This is a genomic window from Nitrosomonas sp. (assembly GCF_019752095.1).
Taxonomy (GTDB): domain Bacteria; phylum Pseudomonadota; class Gammaproteobacteria; order Burkholderiales; family Nitrosomonadaceae; genus Nitrosomonas.
Map to the genome: position 1 here is coordinate 1 of NZ_JAIEMO010000027.1, position 20351 is coordinate 20351.

Here is a 20351-nt window from a genome sequence, read left to right on the forward strand (position 1 = left end):
CCGGTGGGCCTCAACGCCGGGTCTGGCAACAGACAGCAGAGTTACTAACGAGGATCGCGTTCTATAGGGTCACTTTATAAAACGTTAAACGCAAGGTGACTCGCCTGTCATCAGCCTGCCAGTTGGCGGTTGCCAGGTTAAATCAAATAGCATGGCTAAGTATGTAGAACTGTCTGTAGAGGGCTTGCGGACGCGGGTTCGATTCCCGCCGTCTCCACCAATAAGCGGTCTAATCCAGACCACTCAAGACCAACTAAGACCCATATAAAACAGGGTCTTAGTTCCAGTCTTACAAATCTCCCCTTAGTCCCGGTTGGTCTCCATAGGCCTCGGTTGTGGCACAAAAATGACACAAATTTGCCACAAGTCATTTATGCCGACAATCTTACCGCAGCCTATGGAACAGAAAATTGCCGCCGCATCCGGCAACATATTTTCACTGAGCTTTCCCCGATTGCCGGAGATTTGGCGGCTCATTACATCAAAGCTGCTGAACGTTCCAGTTTCGAGCAAGCAAACCATGAACTGCAAGATATTTATAATCAGCTGCGCATTGAGGATCTGAATCTATGCGCTGATCATGAAGAATTGCTCAATGCCTCCAAGCGTTATGCTGAAAAATGCTACCTGGCACGCAACCGCACTAAATCCCCTTCTGACGCGTATCAGGCATGCTTGCGCATTGTCGATCACTATCAAGTCAAGCGGCCATCCATCAAAGGCGATAATCTGGAACCGGCTCTGAATCGCATGTGCTGCCATCACTGGTGGTTTCGTAGAATCCAGATTCTTCGATTGCGCAAGATTGAAACCATTGCCAGAAATATCGAGCTGGTCAACCGCCTACGTGGCACATATGCCAGCGACTACACGATTCATGTTAAGCGCAAACAAAAAGAGAGAAACCGGCTCTATCTGGCTTCTACCTTTGTAAGTAATGAAAATGGTGATCTTTTTTCCCTGCAGAACCTAGCCGATCGTTCGGTATCCAATCCAGCAATTCGCCGTGCTGAATTGATGACACGTATCCGAGGTTTTGAAATGGTTGCCGATCATCTGGGTCATGTGGGTGAGTTCTATACCGTTACCACTCCTTCGCGCATGCATGCCTGTTTGCATCATGGCGCAACCAATCCACGCTATGACGGCACCAGCGTATTACAAGCGCACGAATACCTCACCCATATTTGGTCTTTAATTCGCGCTGAATTGCATCGCCAGGGCATTCAACCTTATGGCTTCCGGGTAGTTGAACCGCACCACGACGGCACACCGCATTGGCATTTACTATTATTCATGCCGGAAAAACACCGTGAAGCGGTGAGGAAAGTCATGCGTCATTATGCACTTTTGGATAATGGCAACGAACCAGGTGCACAAGAGCGCCGTTTCAAAGTGGAAGCAATTGATCCCGCTAAAGGTTCGTCAGTGGGATACATCGCCAAGTACATCTCCAAGAATATCGACGGATTTGCGCTCGATCAAGATTTGTATGGTAATGATGCTGTAAAAGCAGCCGAGCGCATTACCGCTTGGGCAAATACCTGGGGCATTCGTCAATTTCAACAAATCGGCGGCCCGAGCGTCACTGTCTGGCGACAATTGAGAAAACTTGACAAAGCTGACGAACCGGAACTTGAAACCATCCGGAAATCTGCAACCGCCGGTGATTGGGCAGCCTTCATGCTGGCAATGGGCAATCCTGAAACTCCTCACCGTTCACATGCAATCAAACCTTTGTACGATCAAAGCAAGCACCTCAACCCAATGACCAGGGAAGCCTATTCACCGGCTACAGGACGTTATGGCGATTCTGCACCATTGCGCGTATCCGGAATACTTTGGAAAGGCTCAAGCTATAGCACACGCAAACATGTTTGGATGCTTTTCAAAGTCGACAGCGAGGACGTGACATTAAGGAGCGAGGCGCAAGCCGAGCGCACGCAATGTCATGCCGGAGCTGTTTCCCTTGGACTTGTATCAATAACTGTACCAACCCCATTTCATCCTCAAAAGGTTCACCATGAAAACCCAACTCAACACTAAAAAAATTAAAAATTTAAATATTATGAATACATTTAATCTTGAAGAAGCGGTTTCCTTAATCTACCGGCTTGCAGTTCTAAAACAGGATGCGCCTGAACCTGGCGAAAAATACAGCATCACGCAGATCGGCCACATTTGCGGGGTATTGACGCTTAACGATCAAATTGAGATTGTCATCAAATTTCATGACGAGATGCGGCAATTCACCAAAGAAGAATTTCAAAACCAGGTGACTGTTTTAGATTAATAGGACACATATACTATTTACTGTGAAAATAAATAGCGTACTATAGGAATCACTATCTACTCTCATAGTCAATATTTATTATGGAAACCAATCAAAGAAAACTATTTGATCTAAACCTCAGTGAGGAACAAGAGCAAATTATTTTAAAGAATATCAAAGAATTCAGAGGTGTTGGCACGACACTTGAAAGCGCTTTAGGCGCATTGATCATGGGGCAATACTTTGGCTGGCGTGTTCTTAAAATACTTCATAATCCCTTGACCTATCGCCGCTATGAAAAAATTCTAGGCCTTAATTTTCAGGATGTCTGCCCGGAAACAACCGGCTACAGCGAAACCAAAAGCGTAGGTTATGCCATTACGCAAAAAATCGGCAGTTTCTGGGCGGTAGTGATGGGCAAGCGCAAAGTCGAAGATAAAGGCTTAATCGAGAATCAAGGGGAAGTCGAAAAGCACGTGACCAAGCATATTACCGATAATGCTGAGGGGGAGAAAAAATGAGCTGCCTCGATCAAATTCCGGTAACTGTCAAAAAGTTTGCCCAGCATACTGGATTAACTGAGAATGCCATCCGCCAATATATTAAGAAAGGACAATGGAGATACAAAATTCATTGGTTTAAAGCGCCAAACGGCAAAATTACCATAAACGTCAAAGAAGCAATCTCATGGATGCAAGGCAAAGAGGCATAACGATCCGCGGCAATAGTGCACAGATATCGTTCACCTATCAAGGTGTACGTTGCCGCGAATCAATACCCATACCTCCAACTAAAACTGCGCAAAAAGAACTGGCGCTTAAGCTGCAATCCATCAAGTATGAAATCAAGACCGGCACTTTCGATTACAACCGGCATTTTCCGTACAGTAAGAAAGCCAAAGAATTCAGGAAAAACCGTCCTGATCTCTACACGATCAAAGAAGCCCTGATAAGCTGGCTGCAACGCAACCAGGCAAAACTGCAATTAAGCACGTTGCAAGACTATAACAGTGCCATCTATCACCATTTGATTCCCACATTCGGCAATCTCACTATTTCTGAACTGACTGCCAGCAAAGTTAAAGAATGGTTATCTGAACTCCCCTGCTCCAACAAACGCAAAAGCAACATTCTGACCCCGCTTCGTCAAATGTTTGAAGAGCTATACCATGATGAAATCATAGACAAAAACCCACTAACCAGAGTCAAGAACTTACCCAATAGAACCCGCGAGCCCGAACCATTCACGCAAGAAGAAATCACCAAAATTTTAAAAGAGCTGACAGGCCAGGAAAAAAACCTGATCCAATTTGCATTCTACTCAGGATTGAGAACTTCCGAACTCATCGCTTTACGCTGGCAAGATGTTGAGTTTGACCAAAACCGCATATTTATCAAACAAGCTCATGTACGCGGTCAACTGAAAGACACCAAAACAAAATCCGGAAAACGGGAAGTTACGCTACAACCACAAGCCAAAGAAGCCTTGCTCAATCAACAAATATTTACAAAGAAGCAGAACGAAACTGTTTTCCACAATCCACACACCAACCAACCGTGGAGAAACGATCAACCGATCCATAAAAATGTTTGGATTCCGGCACTGAAAAAAGCCAACATCAAATACCGCAATCCTTATCAAACCCGCCACACTTTCGCATCAACATTACTCTCAAGAGGCGAGAAACCGCTGTGGGTTGCCCAGCAAATGGGACACAAAGATTGGAGTATGATCATTAAAGTTTATGGCCGGTGGATTCCTCAATCAAAATAGTTACAAAAGTCCCATAATGGGACTAATATTTCTCACAAGAGAATTATAGCTCTGTCGACGTTGAAAGCATTCTGGGAAAATGATCCATCTCACACCGAGGCTATTCAACCGGCGCTTGCTTGGTACAGACATGTATTAAAGGCTAACTTGGCAACACCCGCTGAAGTGAAAGCAGACTTCAAAAATGCCAGCATCTTGAAAGATGGCAGGGTCGTTTTCAATATTGCCGGCAACAAATATCGGCTGGTGGTATGGATTAGCTATGTATACAATGTTGTATACATCCGTTTCATAGGCACTCATGCGCAATATGAACGGATCGACGTGCAAACGATTTAATATTGGAAACAATCTGACATGAATATCAAACCCATCAAAACCGATGCCGATTATCGCGGAGCGCTCAAGGAAGTTGAATCACTCATGACGGCGGTACAAAACACTCCGGAAGGTGAAAAACTGGATATTTTGGTAACCCTGATAGAAGCTTATGAGCGCAAACATTTTCCGCTTGATTTGCCTGATGCTGTAGAAGCCATCAAATTTGAAATGGAACAGAAAGGTTTAACCGTTAAAGACCTGGAGCCAATGATTGGAAAGAGTAATCGCGTATATGAAATACTCAATCATAAACGTTCTCTGACACTCAAAATGATCTGGAAACTACATCAACAACTTGGTATTCCTGCTGAATCTTTGATTAAACAATCCACGCAGACAAATAATGTTTAAAAAAACGTTTGCTAATAACAATCGACTCTGCCCCTATGATTACTCCTTTCCACTTGATAAAAAATGATAATTCTTCATTCTGGACCTGACACCGATTCGGTTAGGGATGATTGCAGTTAGCAAATTGAACTAACATCAAAATTTCTTCATTTCTTTTCCGAATGTATGGCAAATAAACAGAGCTATATAATTACTTGTTGGTAATATGAAAGGTGATACAGAAGTAGTTGTAATGATCATTCTCTTTTTTGCAGGAGCATTTTTTGCTGCTTTTGCAGAAGATGTATCTTTATTACCTTTTATAAACACTCTCATTGCACCTTTAGCCACTCTTGTAGCAGCATTCTTTGGTGCAAAATATGCATTCAAATTACAGGCACAGCAAAAACAAGAAGAAACTTACAGAACTGAAGTTGAGGCTGGAAATAAAGTAATATTTCAACTTATTCGCTTGCATAATAAATTTGGTGCTATTAGAGAGCAATTCATCGAAAAATATAGAGACAACTCGGGCAGACATTACCTTATACAGCCTATTGCTGGTTTAGATATTAAAGACCCACATATTAACTATGACTCATTAAGCTTTATATTCAACTCTGGTGAGTTAAATATACTCACCGAGCTATCTAGCTTTGAGCAAGAGATTGCCTCAGCTATAGAGGTAATAAGTAGAAGATCTGATCATCACTACAGAATTATTCAGCCAGCGGTAGAACAACTCGAAAAAGAACATGGCAAAGAAATAACTCTAGAGAAAATTGACTCAATATTAGGTAAGCGCGAAGCTCAAATTGCAAAAATGTCTACTGACAATATGATTATGTGCGTCGACAGTATCATGCATTATGATAAGTTAATAATTAAGCTTAGCAACTTAATGAAAGGACTCTATAAAGGACATACAATTATTAGCATGTCTATACATGACAGTCCAAATTAACATGGGCTGTCAGAATCTACGACGCTTCACTCCACGGATTTCACCACCCAGTTTTTGCGGTGTTATGCGGCACAATCGGGATTCTGTGAATCAGTTTTCTGTCGAATAAATACAGATATTTATTTGTTAAGGTGAGAAATTACGGAGTGCGCGCATAATGTGCGTGCTATATTTTTGGTTGCAATCAATGTTGACAATACTTTATCCAAGCCTAATGCCTACTATTCAAAAGATGCCAGGCGGCATTTTGCCCATTTGTTTAGATGATGAAGAGTGCCCAATTTTCATAGTTAAAGCGCCAAAAGAATACATCCTTGCCGCTAAAATTAATGCAAGTTTCAAAATTTACCTAGTGCCCGTAATTATTGATAATCAGCAAACGTTTGGGTTGGTTACAGCATTCTTTGATGATGAAGATGAACCTCTGATTATTAAGACTCCCTTATTTGCAGATGATTTTTCTTTAGCATTATTCGAATCGTTGAAAAATGGACGGATCAATGTTCATTTTTTTGATGAGCTGTCACGTGAGCGTTTGGTCTATCGTGCACAAGCCACGATTCCTGTTGATACACAAAAGAAAATCGACGAAGTAACTCTACTGGGCTTTTCTTTCCCAAACGCCCGTACAATAATAAATGAGATCGAAAGGTGGTTTGGGTTGCGAACCTCTTTTGATGATGCTCGGGCTATTAGTGTTTCTTTGAGCGAGTCTGTCTATGATGAAGACTTTATCATACTCGATGTGCGTCCAGAACCGCATACTTATCATGGTTCGCGTGGATTTAGCCACACCATATTGGAAAGAGAAGAACCAGGAAGCTATCAAGAAGAAGACATAGCTCAGTGTCTATTATTGGTTTTCCCTCCTGAACAAATCTACATCAACCCCAAGCGGGTATACGATAAGGAAGAGATGTGCGATATTCTGGTTATTACTGATACAAAATTACTAATCATTCAAGCGAAGGATAGCCCAAATATTGAACAGATTAGCCGGCAGAAGCTTTCAAGAAAACGCAGCAATGTGTTAAATGCGCTTGAGAAAGCTATTAATCAGATAAAAGGGGCTGTCGGATACTATCGCCGTATCGAAAGTAGATTGGAGTTTCTTATTAATGGTAAGCAATACTCCATTAACACCAAAGAGCTAGAAGTTAAGGCATTGGTAGTGGTCAAAGAGTTGTTCAATGATCAATATGGAGAATACAGTTCACTTCTGCTTGATTTTTTCAGAGACAAGGCAGTTTCATGTATAGCATTGGACTACCCAGAGCTTTACCAATTCTGCTCGCGCCTTCAGAATGAAGATGCCTTTTTCGAAGCCTACAATACCGTGATGACTCATGCTGTTAAGTATGGTGAGTATCCAAGACTCCGACTTGGCTTAGTCGAAGAATAATTAAAGGATTAAAGTCGTGCCGTATAACAATCACACACACGGACAGAAAAAAGTGACGCTCCTTCGTCGCTCTGCTTTTTGCTCCCGGTGATATGAGGCGTTACAGATATATTTATCATCTAGAAATAATCGGCCAACATGCAAACTTGCACGCTCCTCGTTTAAATAACATGGGATGCTACAAATACATAAATTTACAATCTAACAGAAAATTAATACTTTTGCTAAGAATAACCATATGATTAAATATGACATTACTCTTGATAACCTTAGCAATTGAGTTTAGACTTAATCCCATATAATATTTCTCTTTCTTAATCTCAGAAAATGTCTCTAAATGACACAAAATCAGCAGAGGTAATCAACAAATGATTGATATATCAGAAATAGACCAAGGTTCGATTCCCGCCACAGCGGTCTAAGTTACTCTGCTATATAGCCACTTACGATTGAGTTATTTTGTATTCATGATCATGACAACTTGACCATGAGATATTGTTCTTGCGTAATAACCTGAGTTATTTGCAAGTTGTTAGTGATGAACTAATGAATGTGAAATTAGGCGGTCGTATTAATATTTTGCCCAAGATTTGCGGGTAAATTTGAAGCGGTTTGAGTATTATCAGGAATGGCCTCAATTAAAGCGAGAGCACCTGCAGCGTTAATGTCCATGGCCTTTTTAAGGACTGCCATGCCAACCGCTTGTTGGGTATTGAAATTCGCCATTTCTGTTGCAACACTTGCGATACCGGTTACGTCCATAAAATCTCTCCCAATTATTATAATGCTCATTACGGCAGGTATTACCCTATCTTTTAGAGGCAACAAGGTTTTTTCTTATCTGGATTAAAATTGTTTTTGCTCAGTAGTGATACGAGTCATTTCTTGTGGCCATTAATCTTTTCTCAGGAATGTTGAAAAAAGTTTTTTAAATTGATCTTTCCAATCGAGTCCAACTTTTAATGGGACTTTCACTTGAACATTTGCATTTTCAGCATTCTTTCCTTCCAAATACAAAATATATTGTCCGGGTTCATTCAATTTTAAGGCTTGGGTGATGACACCTGATGGATGAGATTGCGCGGCGATGGATAGTATTTCGTATTCTTTATCTTTATTATCAATAGCTTCTACTTTAACTAGGCGTTGCGCTAACAGAAAATTCCGCGCTGATTCTGGATACAGCAAGTCAATCGAGATATTTACCGCTGCCGGTTCGGGTACTTTGCCGCATTGAACAGGAACATGAGGTGACCGCATGGAATTCTCAGGCAATTCATAGCCTGCCGGGAGGTAATATCCTGAATAACCAATAATTAGGTTTTCAGTTTCTATGGTACAGGCACCACCACGAAAACCTTTTGGATAAGTTTCTGCCGCGTCACCTTGCGAACTCACACCATACAGCATGCCGAATGCAAGGAAGGAAAATATGACCCCAGTCAAAATTACGAGCATAAATTTATAGGATGAAAATTTTGAATTGGTGAGCATAGTATCTTTACTGATTAAATGTAATAACGAAAAATTATATTAACCAGTGATTAAGGATAGTAATACAACTGGCTTGTCGCAATAGATTATATTACAGCCTTCCTGATCAACGCAGCGAAAAAATCCGGCAATTTGATGTGTCCATCAAGGGTGAATTGATGGGCTTGAACGGACATCTTTCTCCATATTTTATCCATGATATTAATCCACTTCTCATCATCGTATTCAGGATGTTTGCTTGCAAATTCGAGCAAGTAGTGTTCGAGAAAAACCAATCCGGCGACATCTTCCAATAACTGGGTATTCGGATTGGTCTTCAGCGTTTTTTTGCCGACGGCCTGGGTTACCCGTGCAATGAGTATGTTTTCATACCCAGCCTTTGCGAGCAAATCAGCCACGGTGTCCGCATGAAATTTGGTCAATCCAGTACGCCATTGATGATAGCCCCTGCGATTCATCGGATAATCGCTACGTGGCGATTTCCAGCGCTGGATGTGCTGCGCCCTCACTGCCAGCTTCATCGCATCATCAGCGTCGGGTGCATAGCGCTCGAGCATGTCAGACATGCGATGCGAATAAAGCAGCTCTTTCGGCCAATTTTTACCCTCACTGATTTCCTGGTTCGGGTCTTCGCCATTAGCCGCATCAATCAGTGCTTTTGCTTTGTCAAAACATTGTTGGGTCATATCGAAAGTTGGTTGGTCTAATGATTGACGCTAAAGCGCCTTTGATACCATTATAATTAAAACTTAGGATTCGTTACCATAACGAGCAATTTATATTTGCAGGGTATATGATGGATTTCATTTGTTTAACAAGGTTCAAGCTGATAAGGAACACATAAGTCAGCACACGATCACCTTGGCTGAATTGGAGAGGGTTTTATGAAACGACGCACTTTTATATTACAAACGCTTGCAGCAGCAATCGTGCTTCCGCTAATTCCGGCATGCTCGCGTACTCCTGTGGTTGGTGAAGCAGCTAGCCCTGTTTCGCCCATCAACAAGCCCCATAAGGAATGGCGCGAATTGGTCTCACCCAGGGCCTATGAAATCCTGTTTGAAGAAGCAACTGAGCGCCCGGAATCCAGCAATCTGGTTTATGAAGATCGGGAAGGTATCTTTATTTGCGCCGCCTGTTATCTACCATTGTTTGAAAGCGCACATAAATATGAGAGCTGGACGGGCTGGCCCAGTTTTACCCAGCCAATTGCCGGGCATATTGCCACTAAAATCGACTTCAAAATGATCTGGCCACGCACAGAATACCATTGCGTTCGCTGTGGAGGCCATCAAGGTCATGTGTTTAAAGATGGTCCACCTCCTCGCGGAGAACGCTGGTGTAATAACGGCATTGCGCTTAACTTCGTGCCCAAAGAAGAACCATTGCCGGTACTCAGAGGCTGATTAGCTGTTTGTGTTATGCAAGGACCACTTCACTTTATGAGAAATAATCATGGCTAAAACATATCAAGATTATTTTGATGCATTGGGTTTCAAAGAATCATCCAGTGTTTCCGGTGGTGCCCAGAACTACGGCACTGAAAATCCGTTTGGTTATATCGGCAAGTACCAATTTGGAGAGGCGGCTCTTTTTGACCTCGGATACTATGGCATTGATAACAGTGATGGCAATTTATTCAGGAATGATTGGATTGGCAACTGGTCAGGAAAAAATGGAATCAACAGTAAACAGGATTACTTTAATAACGGTGCCATACAAGAAATAATCATTCGCGACTGGAATGACATTTTATGGGGAAGAATTAAATTTCTGGAACTTGATAAATACGAAGGACAAATCCTTAATGACAATCCAATAACAATCTCCGGAATGCTGGCAGCGGCACATCTCATTGGCGCTGGAAGTACGTCATCCGATACGGCTGGATTGAAAGGTTATTTGTTGTCGGGAGCGGTCTTTAGCAAAGCTGATGGAAATGGAACCACTGCTAATACTTTCATGAATTTTTTTGAAGGCTTTCAGACCCCATTCGCAGCCAATCATGACAAAGCCGAATTGATTGCGGGTGGAACAGGAAAAGATGTACTGACCGGGTTTGCAGGTAATGATACGTTAATCGGAAATGAAAATACTGACACAGTCATTTACCGTGGCCACCTTGCTGATTACGACATTAATCATAATGTTGATGGAAGCTGGACGATTACCCACAGAAACAATGGACCGGACGGCACAGACACACTCAATCAAATTGAGCGTATTCAATACGCTGATATTTCATTAGCGCTTGATCTTGATGATAAAGCAGGCATCACGGCCAAAACATTGGGCGCTGTTTTCGGCCAAGAATCGCTGTCCAACGAGGTTTATTCCGGCATCGGCTTGAGTTTGCTCGATAACGGCATGAGTTACGAAGCGCTGATGCAATTTGCAATCAATGCCGCGCTTGGCGACAACGCAACAAATCATACGGCTGTTGTAAATCTACTATATAAGAATGTGGTAGGCTTTGCACCCTCTGCAGCAGATGAAGCCTACTACGTAGGTTTGCTGAATTCAGGCGCTCATAGCGTTACTTCAATTGGAGTAATGGCTGCGGATACTGTTCTCAATGGGGAAAACATCAATCTTGTGGGATTATCCCAAGTTGGACTGGAATACTTATTGACTTCTGTTTAACAAACCATTGAAAAGCTCTACTGCATTGCCGCTGCGGTATTAAAAACAAGCTCAAAATGCATATTTATTATGCATAACTGCACTTTCCCACCTGTTCTTTCATAGCATCAGCGGATCTATCCGAAATGCCAATCTCAACGGTGGTACTCACCCATTGCTTCTGGCTGTCGAATGACCTCCAACACTCGCAGGCTCAACTCTCGCCCTCCAGGTACTTGCCACATGATTGATTGGCCTACAGACAATCCGAGCAAGGCGCTTCCGACGGGCGCTGCGATAGAAATCGTTTCAGGTGCGCCAGCTTCATCAGGATAAACAAGTGTAAGCTTATATTCCGAGCTATTCGTATCATCAATAAAACGAATAGTCGAGTTCATGGTAATAACATCAGGCGGAACTTCGGTAGGTTCGACGACTGTAGCGCGATCAATCTCATCCATGAGAGTATCGATTCCCGCAAGTTGATTATAATTCTTTGAACTAAACAAGCGTTCAAGGCGTACTTGATCCAGGCTGGTTATGGTAATCGATGGCAAGTTTTTCACGATCTTATCCTTTTAAATTGCAAATGATAGAATTATACAAGGAAGGGCAGCTGCCCAGCTTGAGGGTGTCGTTCATCTGGCAGAACATTGAAGAATTATCTGTAGCTTGCCGCTGCTAGGTTAAAAACGGAATAATCTTTTTACCAGACACGAAAAAAACTTAACGCTAGGAATCCCTTTACTTATTCGGGTTCAAAATAAATCAAAATCTCACGAAACCCTCTGTCAAAACCTAACTCCCGACGGATGCTAACTAGTATAGTCGATAATATCGTCCACGCTGCAAAACCCTTTAACTTCTTCATCTTCAAAATTAACACCAAAAAACATTTTCTGTATCAAATAAAAGCTGGGGAGTATCACGTCGTCAGCAGGGTTAAAGAAAAACAGCATACTCTGCCGAAATTTCGATTCATTTAGTATCTGATCGAACCGAGAACTCCGCAGAAAACTACTACATTAATATCACATCATATTGTTCTTGTGTATAGGATTCCTCAATTTGCAAGCTTATGGGCTTGGCTATGAAGTCGCCCAACTGAGCCAAACTCTGAGATTCTTCGTCAAGAAACAAATCAATGACTTGCTGTGATGCCAGGATTCGAAATTCATTCGCATCAAACTGCCTCGATTCCCTAAGTAATTCACGCAGAATCTCGTAGCAGATGGTTTGTGCCGTCCTAACTTCGCCTCGTCCTTGGCAAGTTGGGCAAGTTTCACAAAGTACTTGCGTCAAACTTTCACGGGTACGCTTACGCGTCATTTCAACCAAACCCAGCGAACTGAATCCGCTAACAGTTATGCGCGTACGATCTTTTATCAATGCTTTGTTGAATTCAGACAGGACCGCATTTCTATGATCCTCAGATTCCATATCGATGAAGTCAATGATGATAATTCCGCCCAGATTACGCATACGCAATTGCCTAGCAATGACCTGCGCCGCCTCAAGATTAGTTTTAAACACAGTGTCATCGAAATTACGCACACCAATAAAGCCACCGGTATTGACATCCATGGTAGTGAGCGCTTCAGTTTGGTCAATGATTAAATATCCACCAGATTTTAAATTAACTCGGTTCGCCAGAGATCTTTCAATTTCGTCTTCAACCGCGCACAAATCAAATAATGGACGATCACCGGTATATAAAGTTATCCGCTCCGCAATACATGTCATGTAGCTTTGCGCAAACTTAACCAATCTTTGATAATTTTCACGTGAATCCACCAGAATACGGACTGTATCTTCATCAATAAAATCACGTAATACACGATGACTGAGATCCAAATCCTGATAAAGCAATACAGGTGCCAAGATAGTCACAGATTTTTGTTGAATGTCGCGCCATAACCGATGCAAATATTCCAAGTCTGCACGGAGATCGTTCTCATCCGCAGTTTCTGCCATAGTTCGGATGATGTAGCCCCCTTTTTCATCCTCTGGTAGAATTTGCTGCAACTTCTCACGCAATAATTCACGTTCACTATCATCTTCAATACGCTGTGAAATACCAATATGGGATTCTTGCGGTAGATAAACCAATAAACGCCCAGCCAGACTTATTTGAGTAGAAAGACGTGCGCCTTTCGTGCTTATCGCATCCTTGATCACCTGAACCAAGATGCTATTACCTTCGTGAAGAAGCTTCTCGATCGGTCTTAAAGCATCATCTTCCGACCTAGAATCGCGAATATCCGCGACATGCAAAAAAGCCGCTCGGTCAAGACCAATATCTACAAATGCCGATTGCATGCCGGGTAATACACGGCTCACACGACCGTTATAAATATTTCCTACGATGCCACGTCCACTAGTCCGCTCAATATGAAGCTCTTGCGTTACGCCTTGTTCGAGTATGGCTACCCTGGTTTCTTGTGGCGTAATATTGACTAGAATTTCGTTACTCATATCCGATACGTATTATTATTTTTGAAACTAGGCAATTGAGTTTTAAAACCAAAAATTAATACGGCATCCTTCACATAACATCCTAAGATAAATCTTTATCGAGACATTTAACAAGCCATTAGAAAATGTTTTCGAAGCAGTTGAAGCAAGACAAAAAACAGGTGTGAAAGCGCAGTTTCTGCATAATAAAAGCATTTGAGCTGTTTTTAACACCGCAGCAGCAATGCAAATAGGTTCGTTCTCAACGGCTTGTTAAACTAAACAACTTGTACACCCACTTCTCCAAGCAATTGTATAGTTTCGTACAGTGGAAGACCCATAATACCACTATAGCTGCCTGATATCTCAGCAATAAATGCAGCTGCCACGCCCTGAATTGCATAAGCGCCTGCTTTGTCTAAAATATTATTATTTTCCAGATATCGACGTATTTCCTGCTCGCCAATTTCACGAAAACGCACAGTTGAAGTCGATAGTTTAACTTGAGTATTATCCTTGACTCCAACACCAATGGCTGTTAATACCTGATGTGATCGCCCGGATAAAGTTTTTAACATATCCTCCGCGTGCAATTTATCTCTGGGTTTCCCTAATATACAGCCGTCAATCGTGACAATGGTATCCGCGACCAATACAGGCAATACAGGCAATCGTCGTTGCAACAGCCTTTTCCAGCCTTCGGTAGCTTTAAATTGTGTAATCCGATAAATATAGTCAGTAGCCGCTTCATTTTCTAGCGACTGTTCATCGACATCAATAGTACGACCTAAGGTTTCACGCATCATCAGAAGGTTAAATCGCACGCCAACCTGTCTTAATAATTCACGTCTTCTAGGGCTTCTTGAGGCAAGATATATTTGGTTTTCAGGAAACATTTCAATCAATATGGTAATAATTAATAAACGCGGGATTCCGATATTATTAGCGGTCTATCTATGGTATCTGAAACGCGACAGAAAAGTGAATTTAGTGCATCCCTGCTTTTCAATCTCTGTGGTAAGGATGGTTCTTGAGAATGGATATCGCCCGATAGAGCTGCTCTGCCAATACTACCCGAACAAGTCCATGAGGTAAGGTAAACTCCGATACAGCGATCAATTCGTTAGTGGTATGTTTGATATCATTATGTAATCCATCGGCTCCCCCAATAACGAAGGCAATCGCATCGCCATTATTCATCCATCCTTGCATTTCATTAGCAAATCGTTTTGTTGACCATTGTTGCCCGCCTTCATCCAAAACTTTGACTCGGCATTGGTGCGGCAAAACAGAACGGATCCTCTGATACTCTGCCCAAAGAAGTTGTTCAGTTGGTTTTCCAACAGCACGCTTTTCCGGCTTTATTTCAATCAAATTTACCGAAATTTCCCGCGGTATGCGCTTGATATACTCAAGATAACCCGTATTGACCCAATCGGGCATCTTGTGTCCGACCGCGAGTATAAAACATTTCATAATTTAAAGAAATTGTGCATGATCGGGTAGAAACTAGCTCCTTTCGGACCATAATGCTTTCAAATTGTAATATTCACGCACGGCCGGCAACATAATGTGCACGATCACATCACCCAAATCAACCAGCAGCCATTCGCCTGTCTGCTCCCCTTCCACACTGAAGACATTTCCTCCAGCAGCTTTAACCTTTTCTTGCACATTATTCGCCAATGATTTTGTCTGGCGCGTCGAGTCTGCACTGGCAATAATGATGTGTTCAAACATCGAAGTTATTTCTGCAACGTTGATTACATCAATATCATGCGCTTTAATTTCCTCCAGTGCATCGGTAATGACCGCAATAAGCTTTTCAGAATTCATAAATCTCCGGTGTATAACCGATTGGATTGAATATAATCAGCAACATTCTCTGGTAACAAATAGCGTATGCTTTTATTATTCTTTATCAATAATCGTATCTGCGATGCTGAAATTTCCAGCAAAGATGTCTGAGCGGTATAAATAAAACCATTGGGTTGTAATTCAAGATTACCGGCATACATTACAGAACGAGATAAAAATTCTTTCCTTATCTCCGCCGATAATGCTTTATCATCGCTAATAGAAGCATAGCCTGGGCGGGCAACTAAAATGATGTGGCACAGCGCAAATAATTCCTGCCATTCCGCCCATTGATCTATCTTAACAAATGCGTCAATCCCCAAAATAAAACAAAGTGCCGCATTATCACCGAGCTCACACCTGAATTCACGCAGCGACTGAATTGTTGTACTCACACCGGGGCGGTTAACTTCGCGTTCGTCAAGAGAAAACTTAGTGTTATCTTGAATTGCCAAACGCGCCATGGCTGAACGGTGACCTCTCGATGCGGCAGGGGCAACTCGCAACCTAGGAACACCGGAGGGAACAAAAAGAATGCGCTTCAAACCAGTATTATTGAGTAATTCTTCGGCGATACGCAGGTGACCATAATGTATGGGATCAAATGTACCGCCATAGATCCCGATTAAAGGAAATTTATCTATAATTTCCACCCGTCTCAGTCTTTTAAAATTCAGTATATATCATAGTAAAGCAAGCCGCATATCTGTCAACACTTCTGACAAATGCGTGGTGAAACGCGCTGCAGTAGCACCATCAATGACGCGATGATCGTAGGAAAGTGACAAAGGAAGTATTAGACGTGGAACAAACTGGTGGTCTCGATAAACCGGTTTAGTGTCAGCTCTTGAAATTCCTAAAATAGCGACTTCAGGAGCATTGATAATCGGTGTGAATGCTGTCCCACCAATCCCACCTAAACTCGATATAGTAAAACTGGCGCCCTGCATATCAGCGGGTTTTAATTTGCCCTCACGCGCCAATGAAGATAGCTTGGTTAACTCTTCGGCAATTGCGATAATACCTTTTTGATCGACATCTTTAATCACAGGCACAACTAAACCATTACTGGTATCCACTGCAAAGCCGACATGATAGTAATGTTTGATAACTAAGCTGACCTCACCACCTGAATTATTATCGAGTGATGCGTTAAATTCCGGGAATTTCTTTAGCGGTGCGATCAATGCTTTCATCAAAAATGCCAATAGAGTTAATTTTACTTTACTGCCATTCTGATTTGCGTTGGATTTTTTCCGCAACGCTTCCAAATCAGTAATATCCGCCTCATCAAACTGGGTTACATGCGGGATCATTACCCAATTCCGGTGCAAATTGGCACCAGAAATTTGTTTGATTCGTGTCAGGCTCTTTAACTCGATGGACCCATATTTAGAAAAATTTACTTCGGGCCATGGTAGCAAATCAAGCACCGCACCAGAACTCCCATTTCCAGGCTTTGATAATTCTTCCTTTACATAAGCTTGCACATCTTCTTTCAGGATGCGATGCTTAGGGCCACTTCCTGTGATTAACTCCAGATTAACACCAAGTTCCCGGGCAAAGCGGCGAATTGATGGGCTGGCATGCGCCTTAGAAGAAACATTGTCTGTAGTCGATGTCTGTTGTGGCGCGTTTTCTTGCTTTCGCTGAACCTCCTCCGGTTTGACCTCAACTTCAGACACAACTTTCTCGATATCCTGATGGGTGTTTTCTTTCGCTGCAGCTTGGAGCGGAGTTTCTGTTTCTTTTTCTGTTTCTTTTTCTGTTTCTGTTTCTGTTTCGCCAGAATCTTCGATGGTTAAAATTGCTGTACCTTCCGATACCTTGTCTCCGGGTTTGACAAAAATTTCCTTGATCAAACCGGCAAAGGGTGATGGAATCTCGATGGTGGCCTTGTCGGATTCAAGTGTAATCAGCGAATCCTCTGCTTTAACAGCATCACCCGCTTTAGTTAGGATTTCAATAACAGGAACGTCTTTGAAATCTCCGATATCAGGAATAAAAACTTTTTTTAGTTCAGCCACATGCTTTCCTCAAATTGCACCGCTAAAAAGAGATAATAATGCAAGAATTTGACTTGGACGATTAATGTTATTTCACGCTTTCGCTTTAAACTCAGCTTATCGCGGGATTCGGTTTCTCAGGGTCAATGCCATATTTCTTTATGGCGTCCGCAACCTGCTTATTTGAAATTTTCTCTTCTTCCGACAAGGCTTTGAGTGCTGCAACGGTAATATAAAAACGATCCACTTCAAAAAAATGCCGTAATTTTTCACGTGTATCAGAGCGCCCAAAACCATCTGTTCCTAGAACACAATATCGTCCAGGAACAAATTCGCGAATTTGATCAGCATAAATTTTCATATAATCGGTTGCCGCAACTACAGGCCCTTTATGCCCTTTAAGGCAATTTCCCACATGGGACAGTTTAGCCGGTTGCGTAGGGTGCAGCATATTCCAACGCATAACACCCAGCGCCTCACGCCTTAGTTCATTGAAACTGGTGACGCCCCAGATATCGGCATCAACATTATATTCCTGCTTGAGTATTTCGGCGGCTGCGATCACTTCGCGCAGTATAGCTCCCGCCCCTAATAACTGAACACGTAGCCTTTTGCTGCTTTTATTTCCTAGTTTAAACAGATACATACCCCGAAGAATATTTTTCTCAGCACCAACAGGCATTTCAGGATGCGAATAGTTTTCATTCATTACTGTAATATAGTAATAAACATCCTCTTGCTCTTGATACATCCGGCGCAATCCATCCTGGATAATGACAGCCAGCTCATAGGCAAATGCCGGATCATACGATACACAATTAGGAATCGTTGACGCAACGATATGACTATGTCCATCTTCATGCTGCAACCCTTCACCATTCAATGTCGTACGACCTGCTGTCCCGCCCAGTAAAAAGCCGCGACAACGCATATCTCCGGCTGCCCAAGCTAAGTCACCAACACGCTGAAAGCCAAACATGGAATAAAAAATAAAAAATGGAATCATCTGAATTCCATGTGTACTATAAGACGTCGCAGCGGCGATCCAGGATGACATTGCGCCCGCTTCACAAATGCCTTCTTGCAGGATCTGTCCATGCTTGTCTTCTTTATAATACATCAGTTGATCGGCATCTTGCGGCGTATACAATTGTCCCACCGATGACCAGATCCCCAGTTGTCGGAACATACCTTCCATACCAAAGGTGCGCGACTCATCGGCAACAATCGGGACGACATGCTTACCGATTTTTTTATCTTTGACCAGAATATTCAGAATACGCACATAAGCCATGGTCGTTGACGACTCATGTCCTTTTGCACTGGCTTTCAGCAATGATTCAAAAGCGGATAATGGCGGCACTTGTAATGATTCCGACTTAGTTTTACGGCGATGAAAAGCACCTCCCAACGCTTTACGTCGCTCTTCCATGTAAGTGAATTCTGGAGAATCTTTAGCAAACGTGAGATAAGGTACTTCGTCTATCTTGTCATCCGGAATATCCAAACCAAAACGATTACGGAAAGCTTTGAGTGACGTGGTTCCCATCTTTTTCTGCTGATGCGTAATGTTTTGCGCTTCCCCGGCTTCACCCATACCATACCCTTTAATAGTTTTAGCGAGTATTACGGTAGGTTGACCGGTATGTTTGACCGCCGCTGCATAAGCTGCATATACCTTATAGGGATCATGCCCACCCCGGTTTAACCGCCAAATATCATCATCCGACATATTGGCAACCATTTCCAATAATTCAGGGTATTTTCCAAAAAAGTACTTACGCACGTATGCGCCATCGCGCGACTTAAAGTTCTGATATTCTCCGTCCACGCATTCCATCATGCGTTTCTGCAATAAACCTTTAGTATCCTTAGCTAACAAAGGATCCCAATAGGATCCCCAAATCACTTTGATCACATTCCAACCAGCACCCCGAAACGCACCCTCCAACTCCTGGATAATTTTGCCATTTCCTCGCACTGGTCCATCTAGACGCTGAAGATTACAGTTAACTACAAAAATGAGATTATCCAAATTCTCACGGGATGCCAATGAAATTGCACCGAGCGATTCGGGCTCGTCCATTTCACCATCACCCATGAATGCCCAGATTTTCCGTCCTTCGGTGTTAACCATTTCCCGGCTACCAAGGTATTTCATGAATCGTGCTTGATAAATCGCCATTATCGGGCCCAATCCCATTGAAACAGTTGGGAATTGCCAGAAAGTGGGCATTAACCAAGGATGCGGATAAGAAGACAAACCATTTCCGCCGGCTTCTTGACGAAAATTATCCAGCTGATCCTGACTTAATTCTCCAGATAGAAATGCATACGCATAAACGCCTGGGGAGGAGTGCCCCTGCACATAAACTAAATCTCCACCGTGAGTCTCACACGGCGCACGCCAGAAGTGATTGTAACCGACATCGTAGAGCGTTGCTGCTGATGCAAAACTCGCTATATGCCCACCAACATTGGTTTCTTTATTGGCACGCAGCACCATCGCCATGGCATTCCAGCGAACATACGAGCGAACTCTGTGTTCGATCGCGTTATTTCCCGGTGAATGCGCTTCTTTGCCAGTCGGAATCGTGTTGATATAAGCAGTTCTAGCGCTATAAGGCAAATAAGCACCCGAGCGGCGTGCTTTTTCAATCAGCATTTCCAGCAGAAAGTGAGCGCGCTCCCCGCCAGCACTAACAATAACTGAATCCAGCGCATCCAGCCACTCCTGTGTTTCTTGCGGATCAATATCGGGTTGTAATTCCATTTCCAAAGACACTCATTAAAGGT

The 20351-nt window shown here is 42.7% G+C and carries 22 protein-coding genes and 1 other RNA gene; 12 read left to right on the forward strand and 11 right to left on the reverse strand.

Features of this window, described 5'->3' with window-relative positions; translation table 11 throughout:
• The 10 genes from ssrA to K2Q13_RS08675 all read left to right on the forward strand — a co-directional run.
• Window positions 1–220: a transfer-messenger RNA gene (gene ssrA, locus K2Q13_RS08630) on the forward strand; the annotation flags it as partial.
• A gap of 137 nt (window positions 221–357) precedes the next feature.
• Complete coding sequence (locus tag K2Q13_RS08635) at window positions 358–2046, forward strand: replication endonuclease (RefSeq protein ID WP_292920658.1); 1689 nt, start codon at window positions 358–360, stop codon at window positions 2044–2046.
• A gap of 22 nt (window positions 2047–2068) precedes the next feature.
• Window positions 2069–2293: a hypothetical protein gene (locus tag K2Q13_RS08640; RefSeq protein ID WP_292920659.1), complete on the forward strand. Its 225-nt coding sequence runs from the start codon at window positions 2069–2071 to the stop codon at window positions 2291–2293.
• Between the two features lie 80 nt (window positions 2294–2373).
• The gene (locus K2Q13_RS08645) at window positions 2374–2793 is read left to right on the forward strand and encodes a hypothetical protein (protein WP_292920660.1); all 420 of its coding nucleotides are present in this window, start codon (window positions 2374–2376) and stop codon (window positions 2791–2793) included.
• Window positions 2790–2984: a MerR family transcriptional regulator gene (locus K2Q13_RS08650; protein WP_292920661.1), complete on the forward strand. Its 195-nt coding sequence runs from the start codon at window positions 2790–2792 to the stop codon at window positions 2982–2984. The genes K2Q13_RS08645 and K2Q13_RS08650 overlap by 4 nt, the downstream gene beginning before the upstream one ends.
• Window positions 2960–4045, forward strand: coding sequence for a tyrosine-type recombinase/integrase (locus K2Q13_RS08655; RefSeq protein WP_292920662.1), 1086 nt, complete (start codon window positions 2960–2962; stop codon window positions 4043–4045). Before K2Q13_RS08650 ends, K2Q13_RS08655 begins: the two co-directional genes overlap by 25 nt.
• Window positions 4046–4072: 27 nt before the next feature.
• Window positions 4073–4384, forward strand: coding sequence for a type II toxin-antitoxin system HigB family toxin (locus tag K2Q13_RS08660; RefSeq protein ID WP_365725642.1), 312 nt, complete (start codon window positions 4073–4075; stop codon window positions 4382–4384).
• Between the two features lie 18 nt (window positions 4385–4402).
• Window positions 4403–4777 (forward strand): transcriptional regulator, encoded by a 375-nt coding sequence (locus K2Q13_RS08665; RefSeq protein WP_292920664.1) that lies wholly within the window; start codon window positions 4403–4405, stop codon window positions 4775–4777.
• Window positions 4778–4982: 205 nt separating this feature from the next.
• A complete protein-coding gene (locus tag K2Q13_RS08670; protein WP_292920665.1) occupies window positions 4983–5720 on the forward strand; it encodes a hypothetical protein in 738 nt (245 codons plus the stop codon).
• A gap of 187 nt (window positions 5721–5907) precedes the next feature.
• The gene (locus tag K2Q13_RS08675) at window positions 5908–7122 is read left to right on the forward strand and encodes a hypothetical protein (RefSeq protein WP_292920666.1); all 1215 of its coding nucleotides are present in this window, start codon (window positions 5908–5910) and stop codon (window positions 7120–7122) included.
• 558 nt (window positions 7123–7680) lie between these two features.
• Here K2Q13_RS08675 and K2Q13_RS08680 read toward each other — a convergent pair.
• From K2Q13_RS08680 to K2Q13_RS08690, 3 genes are all read right to left on the reverse strand, one after another.
• Window positions 7681–7884, reverse strand: coding sequence for a YjfB family protein (locus K2Q13_RS08680; RefSeq protein ID WP_292920667.1), 204 nt, complete (start codon window positions 7882–7884; stop codon window positions 7681–7683).
• Window positions 7885–8016: 132 nt separating this feature from the next.
• Entirely contained in the window at window positions 8017–8580 is a 564-nt protein-coding gene (locus K2Q13_RS08685; protein ID WP_292920668.1) for a hypothetical protein, read from the reverse strand.
• Between the two features lie 122 nt (window positions 8581–8702).
• Window positions 8703–9302 carry a DUF4202 domain-containing protein gene (locus K2Q13_RS08690; RefSeq protein WP_292920669.1) on the reverse strand — a complete coding sequence of 200 codons (600 nt, stop codon included), beginning with the start codon at window positions 9300–9302 and terminating at the stop codon, window positions 8703–8705.
• Between the two features lie 198 nt (window positions 9303–9500).
• Between K2Q13_RS08690 and msrB the strand changes: the two genes are divergently transcribed.
• Entirely contained in the window at window positions 9501–10022 is a 522-nt protein-coding gene (gene msrB / locus K2Q13_RS08695) for a peptide-methionine (R)-S-oxide reductase MsrB (RefSeq protein WP_292920670.1), read from the forward strand.
• 49 nt (window positions 10023–10071) lie between these two features.
• Complete coding sequence (locus K2Q13_RS08700) at window positions 10072–11259, forward strand: hypothetical protein (RefSeq protein WP_292920671.1); 1188 nt, start codon at window positions 10072–10074, stop codon at window positions 11257–11259.
• A 134-nt stretch (window positions 11260–11393) separates the two neighbouring features.
• Here the strand turns inward: K2Q13_RS08700 and rnk are convergent, their stop codons facing one another.
• The 8 genes from rnk to aceE form a co-directional block, all read right to left on the reverse strand.
• Window positions 11394–11804, reverse strand: a complete 411-nt coding sequence (rnk, locus tag K2Q13_RS08705) for a nucleoside diphosphate kinase regulator (RefSeq protein ID WP_292920672.1) — start codon at window positions 11802–11804, stop codon at window positions 11394–11396.
• Between the two features lie 454 nt (window positions 11805–12258).
• Window positions 12259–13713, reverse strand: a complete 1455-nt coding sequence (gene rng, locus K2Q13_RS08710; protein WP_292920673.1) for a ribonuclease G — start codon at window positions 13711–13713, stop codon at window positions 12259–12261.
• Window positions 13714–13970: 257 nt separating this feature from the next.
• Window positions 13971–14588, reverse strand: a complete 618-nt coding sequence (locus K2Q13_RS08715) for a Maf family protein (protein ID WP_292920674.1) — start codon at window positions 14586–14588, stop codon at window positions 13971–13973.
• Between the two features lie 109 nt (window positions 14589–14697).
• Window positions 14698–15168 carry a 23S rRNA (pseudouridine(1915)-N(3))-methyltransferase RlmH gene (rlmH, locus tag K2Q13_RS08720; protein ID WP_292920675.1) on the reverse strand — a complete coding sequence of 157 codons (471 nt, stop codon included), beginning with the start codon at window positions 15166–15168 and terminating at the stop codon, window positions 14698–14700.
• A 33-nt stretch (window positions 15169–15201) separates the two neighbouring features.
• Entirely contained in the window at window positions 15202–15528 is a 327-nt protein-coding gene (rsfS, locus tag K2Q13_RS08725) for a ribosome silencing factor (protein ID WP_292920676.1), read from the reverse strand.
• Window positions 15525–16202: a nicotinate-nucleotide adenylyltransferase gene (gene nadD, locus K2Q13_RS08730; RefSeq protein ID WP_292920677.1), complete on the reverse strand. Its 678-nt coding sequence runs from the start codon at window positions 16200–16202 to the stop codon at window positions 15525–15527. The genes rsfS and nadD overlap by 4 nt, the downstream gene beginning before the upstream one ends.
• 30 nt (window positions 16203–16232) lie before the next feature.
• Window positions 16233–17576: a dihydrolipoyllysine-residue acetyltransferase gene (aceF, locus tag K2Q13_RS08735; protein WP_292920678.1), complete on the reverse strand. Its 1344-nt coding sequence runs from the start codon at window positions 17574–17576 to the stop codon at window positions 16233–16235.
• Between the two features lie 91 nt (window positions 17577–17667).
• Window positions 17668–20328, reverse strand: coding sequence for a pyruvate dehydrogenase (acetyl-transferring), homodimeric type (gene aceE / locus K2Q13_RS08740; protein WP_292920679.1), 2661 nt, complete (start codon window positions 20326–20328; stop codon window positions 17668–17670).
• Window positions 20329–20351 lie beyond the last annotated feature (23 nt).

Excerpts from the sequence above, each read along its gene's own strand:
- K2Q13_RS08640 (WP_292920659.1), top strand. The coding sequence starts at position 2,069 with ATGAATACATTTAATCTTGAAGAAGCGGTTTCCTTAATCTACCGGCTT.
- K2Q13_RS08645 (WP_292920660.1), top strand. The coding sequence starts at position 2,374 with ATGGAAACCAATCAAAGAAAACTATTTGATCTAAACCTCAGTGAGGAA.
- K2Q13_RS08650 (WP_292920661.1), top strand. The coding sequence starts at position 2,790 with ATGAGCTGCCTCGATCAAATTCCGGTAACTGTCAAAAAGTTTGCCCAG.
- K2Q13_RS08655 (WP_292920662.1), top strand. The coding sequence starts at position 2,960 with ATGGATGCAAGGCAAAGAGGCATAACGATCCGCGGCAATAGTGCACAG.
- K2Q13_RS08665 (WP_292920664.1), top strand. The coding sequence starts at position 4,403 with ATGAATATCAAACCCATCAAAACCGATGCCGATTATCGCGGAGCGCTC.
- K2Q13_RS08670 (WP_292920665.1), top strand. The coding sequence starts at position 4,983 with ATGAAAGGTGATACAGAAGTAGTTGTAATGATCATTCTCTTTTTTGCA.
- K2Q13_RS08675 (WP_292920666.1), top strand. The coding sequence starts at position 5,908 with ATGTTGACAATACTTTATCCAAGCCTAATGCCTACTATTCAAAAGATG.
- K2Q13_RS08680 (WP_292920667.1), bottom strand. The coding sequence starts at position 7,884 with ATGGACGTAACCGGTATCGCAAGTGTTGCAACAGAAATGGCGAATTTC.
- K2Q13_RS08685 (WP_292920668.1), bottom strand. The coding sequence starts at position 8,580 with ATGCTCGTAATTTTGACTGGGGTCATATTTTCCTTCCTTGCATTCGGC.
- K2Q13_RS08690 (WP_292920669.1), bottom strand. The coding sequence starts at position 9,302 with ATGACCCAACAATGTTTTGACAAAGCAAAAGCACTGATTGATGCGGCT.
- msrB (WP_292920670.1), top strand. The coding sequence starts at position 9,501 with ATGAAACGACGCACTTTTATATTACAAACGCTTGCAGCAGCAATCGTG.
- K2Q13_RS08700 (WP_292920671.1), top strand. The coding sequence starts at position 10,072 with ATGGCTAAAACATATCAAGATTATTTTGATGCATTGGGTTTCAAAGAA.
- rng (WP_292920673.1), bottom strand. The coding sequence starts at position 13,713 with ATGAGTAACGAAATTCTAGTCAATATTACGCCACAAGAAACCAGGGTA.
- K2Q13_RS08715 (WP_292920674.1), bottom strand. The coding sequence starts at position 14,588 with ATGTTTCCTGAAAACCAAATATATCTTGCCTCAAGAAGCCCTAGAAGA.
- rlmH (WP_292920675.1), bottom strand. The coding sequence starts at position 15,168 with ATGAAATGTTTTATACTCGCGGTCGGACACAAGATGCCCGATTGGGTC.
- rsfS (WP_292920676.1), bottom strand. The coding sequence starts at position 15,528 with ATGAATTCTGAAAAGCTTATTGCGGTCATTACCGATGCACTGGAGGAA.
- aceE (WP_292920679.1), bottom strand. The coding sequence starts at position 20,328 with ATGGAATTACAACCCGATATTGATCCGCAAGAAACACAGGAGTGGCTG.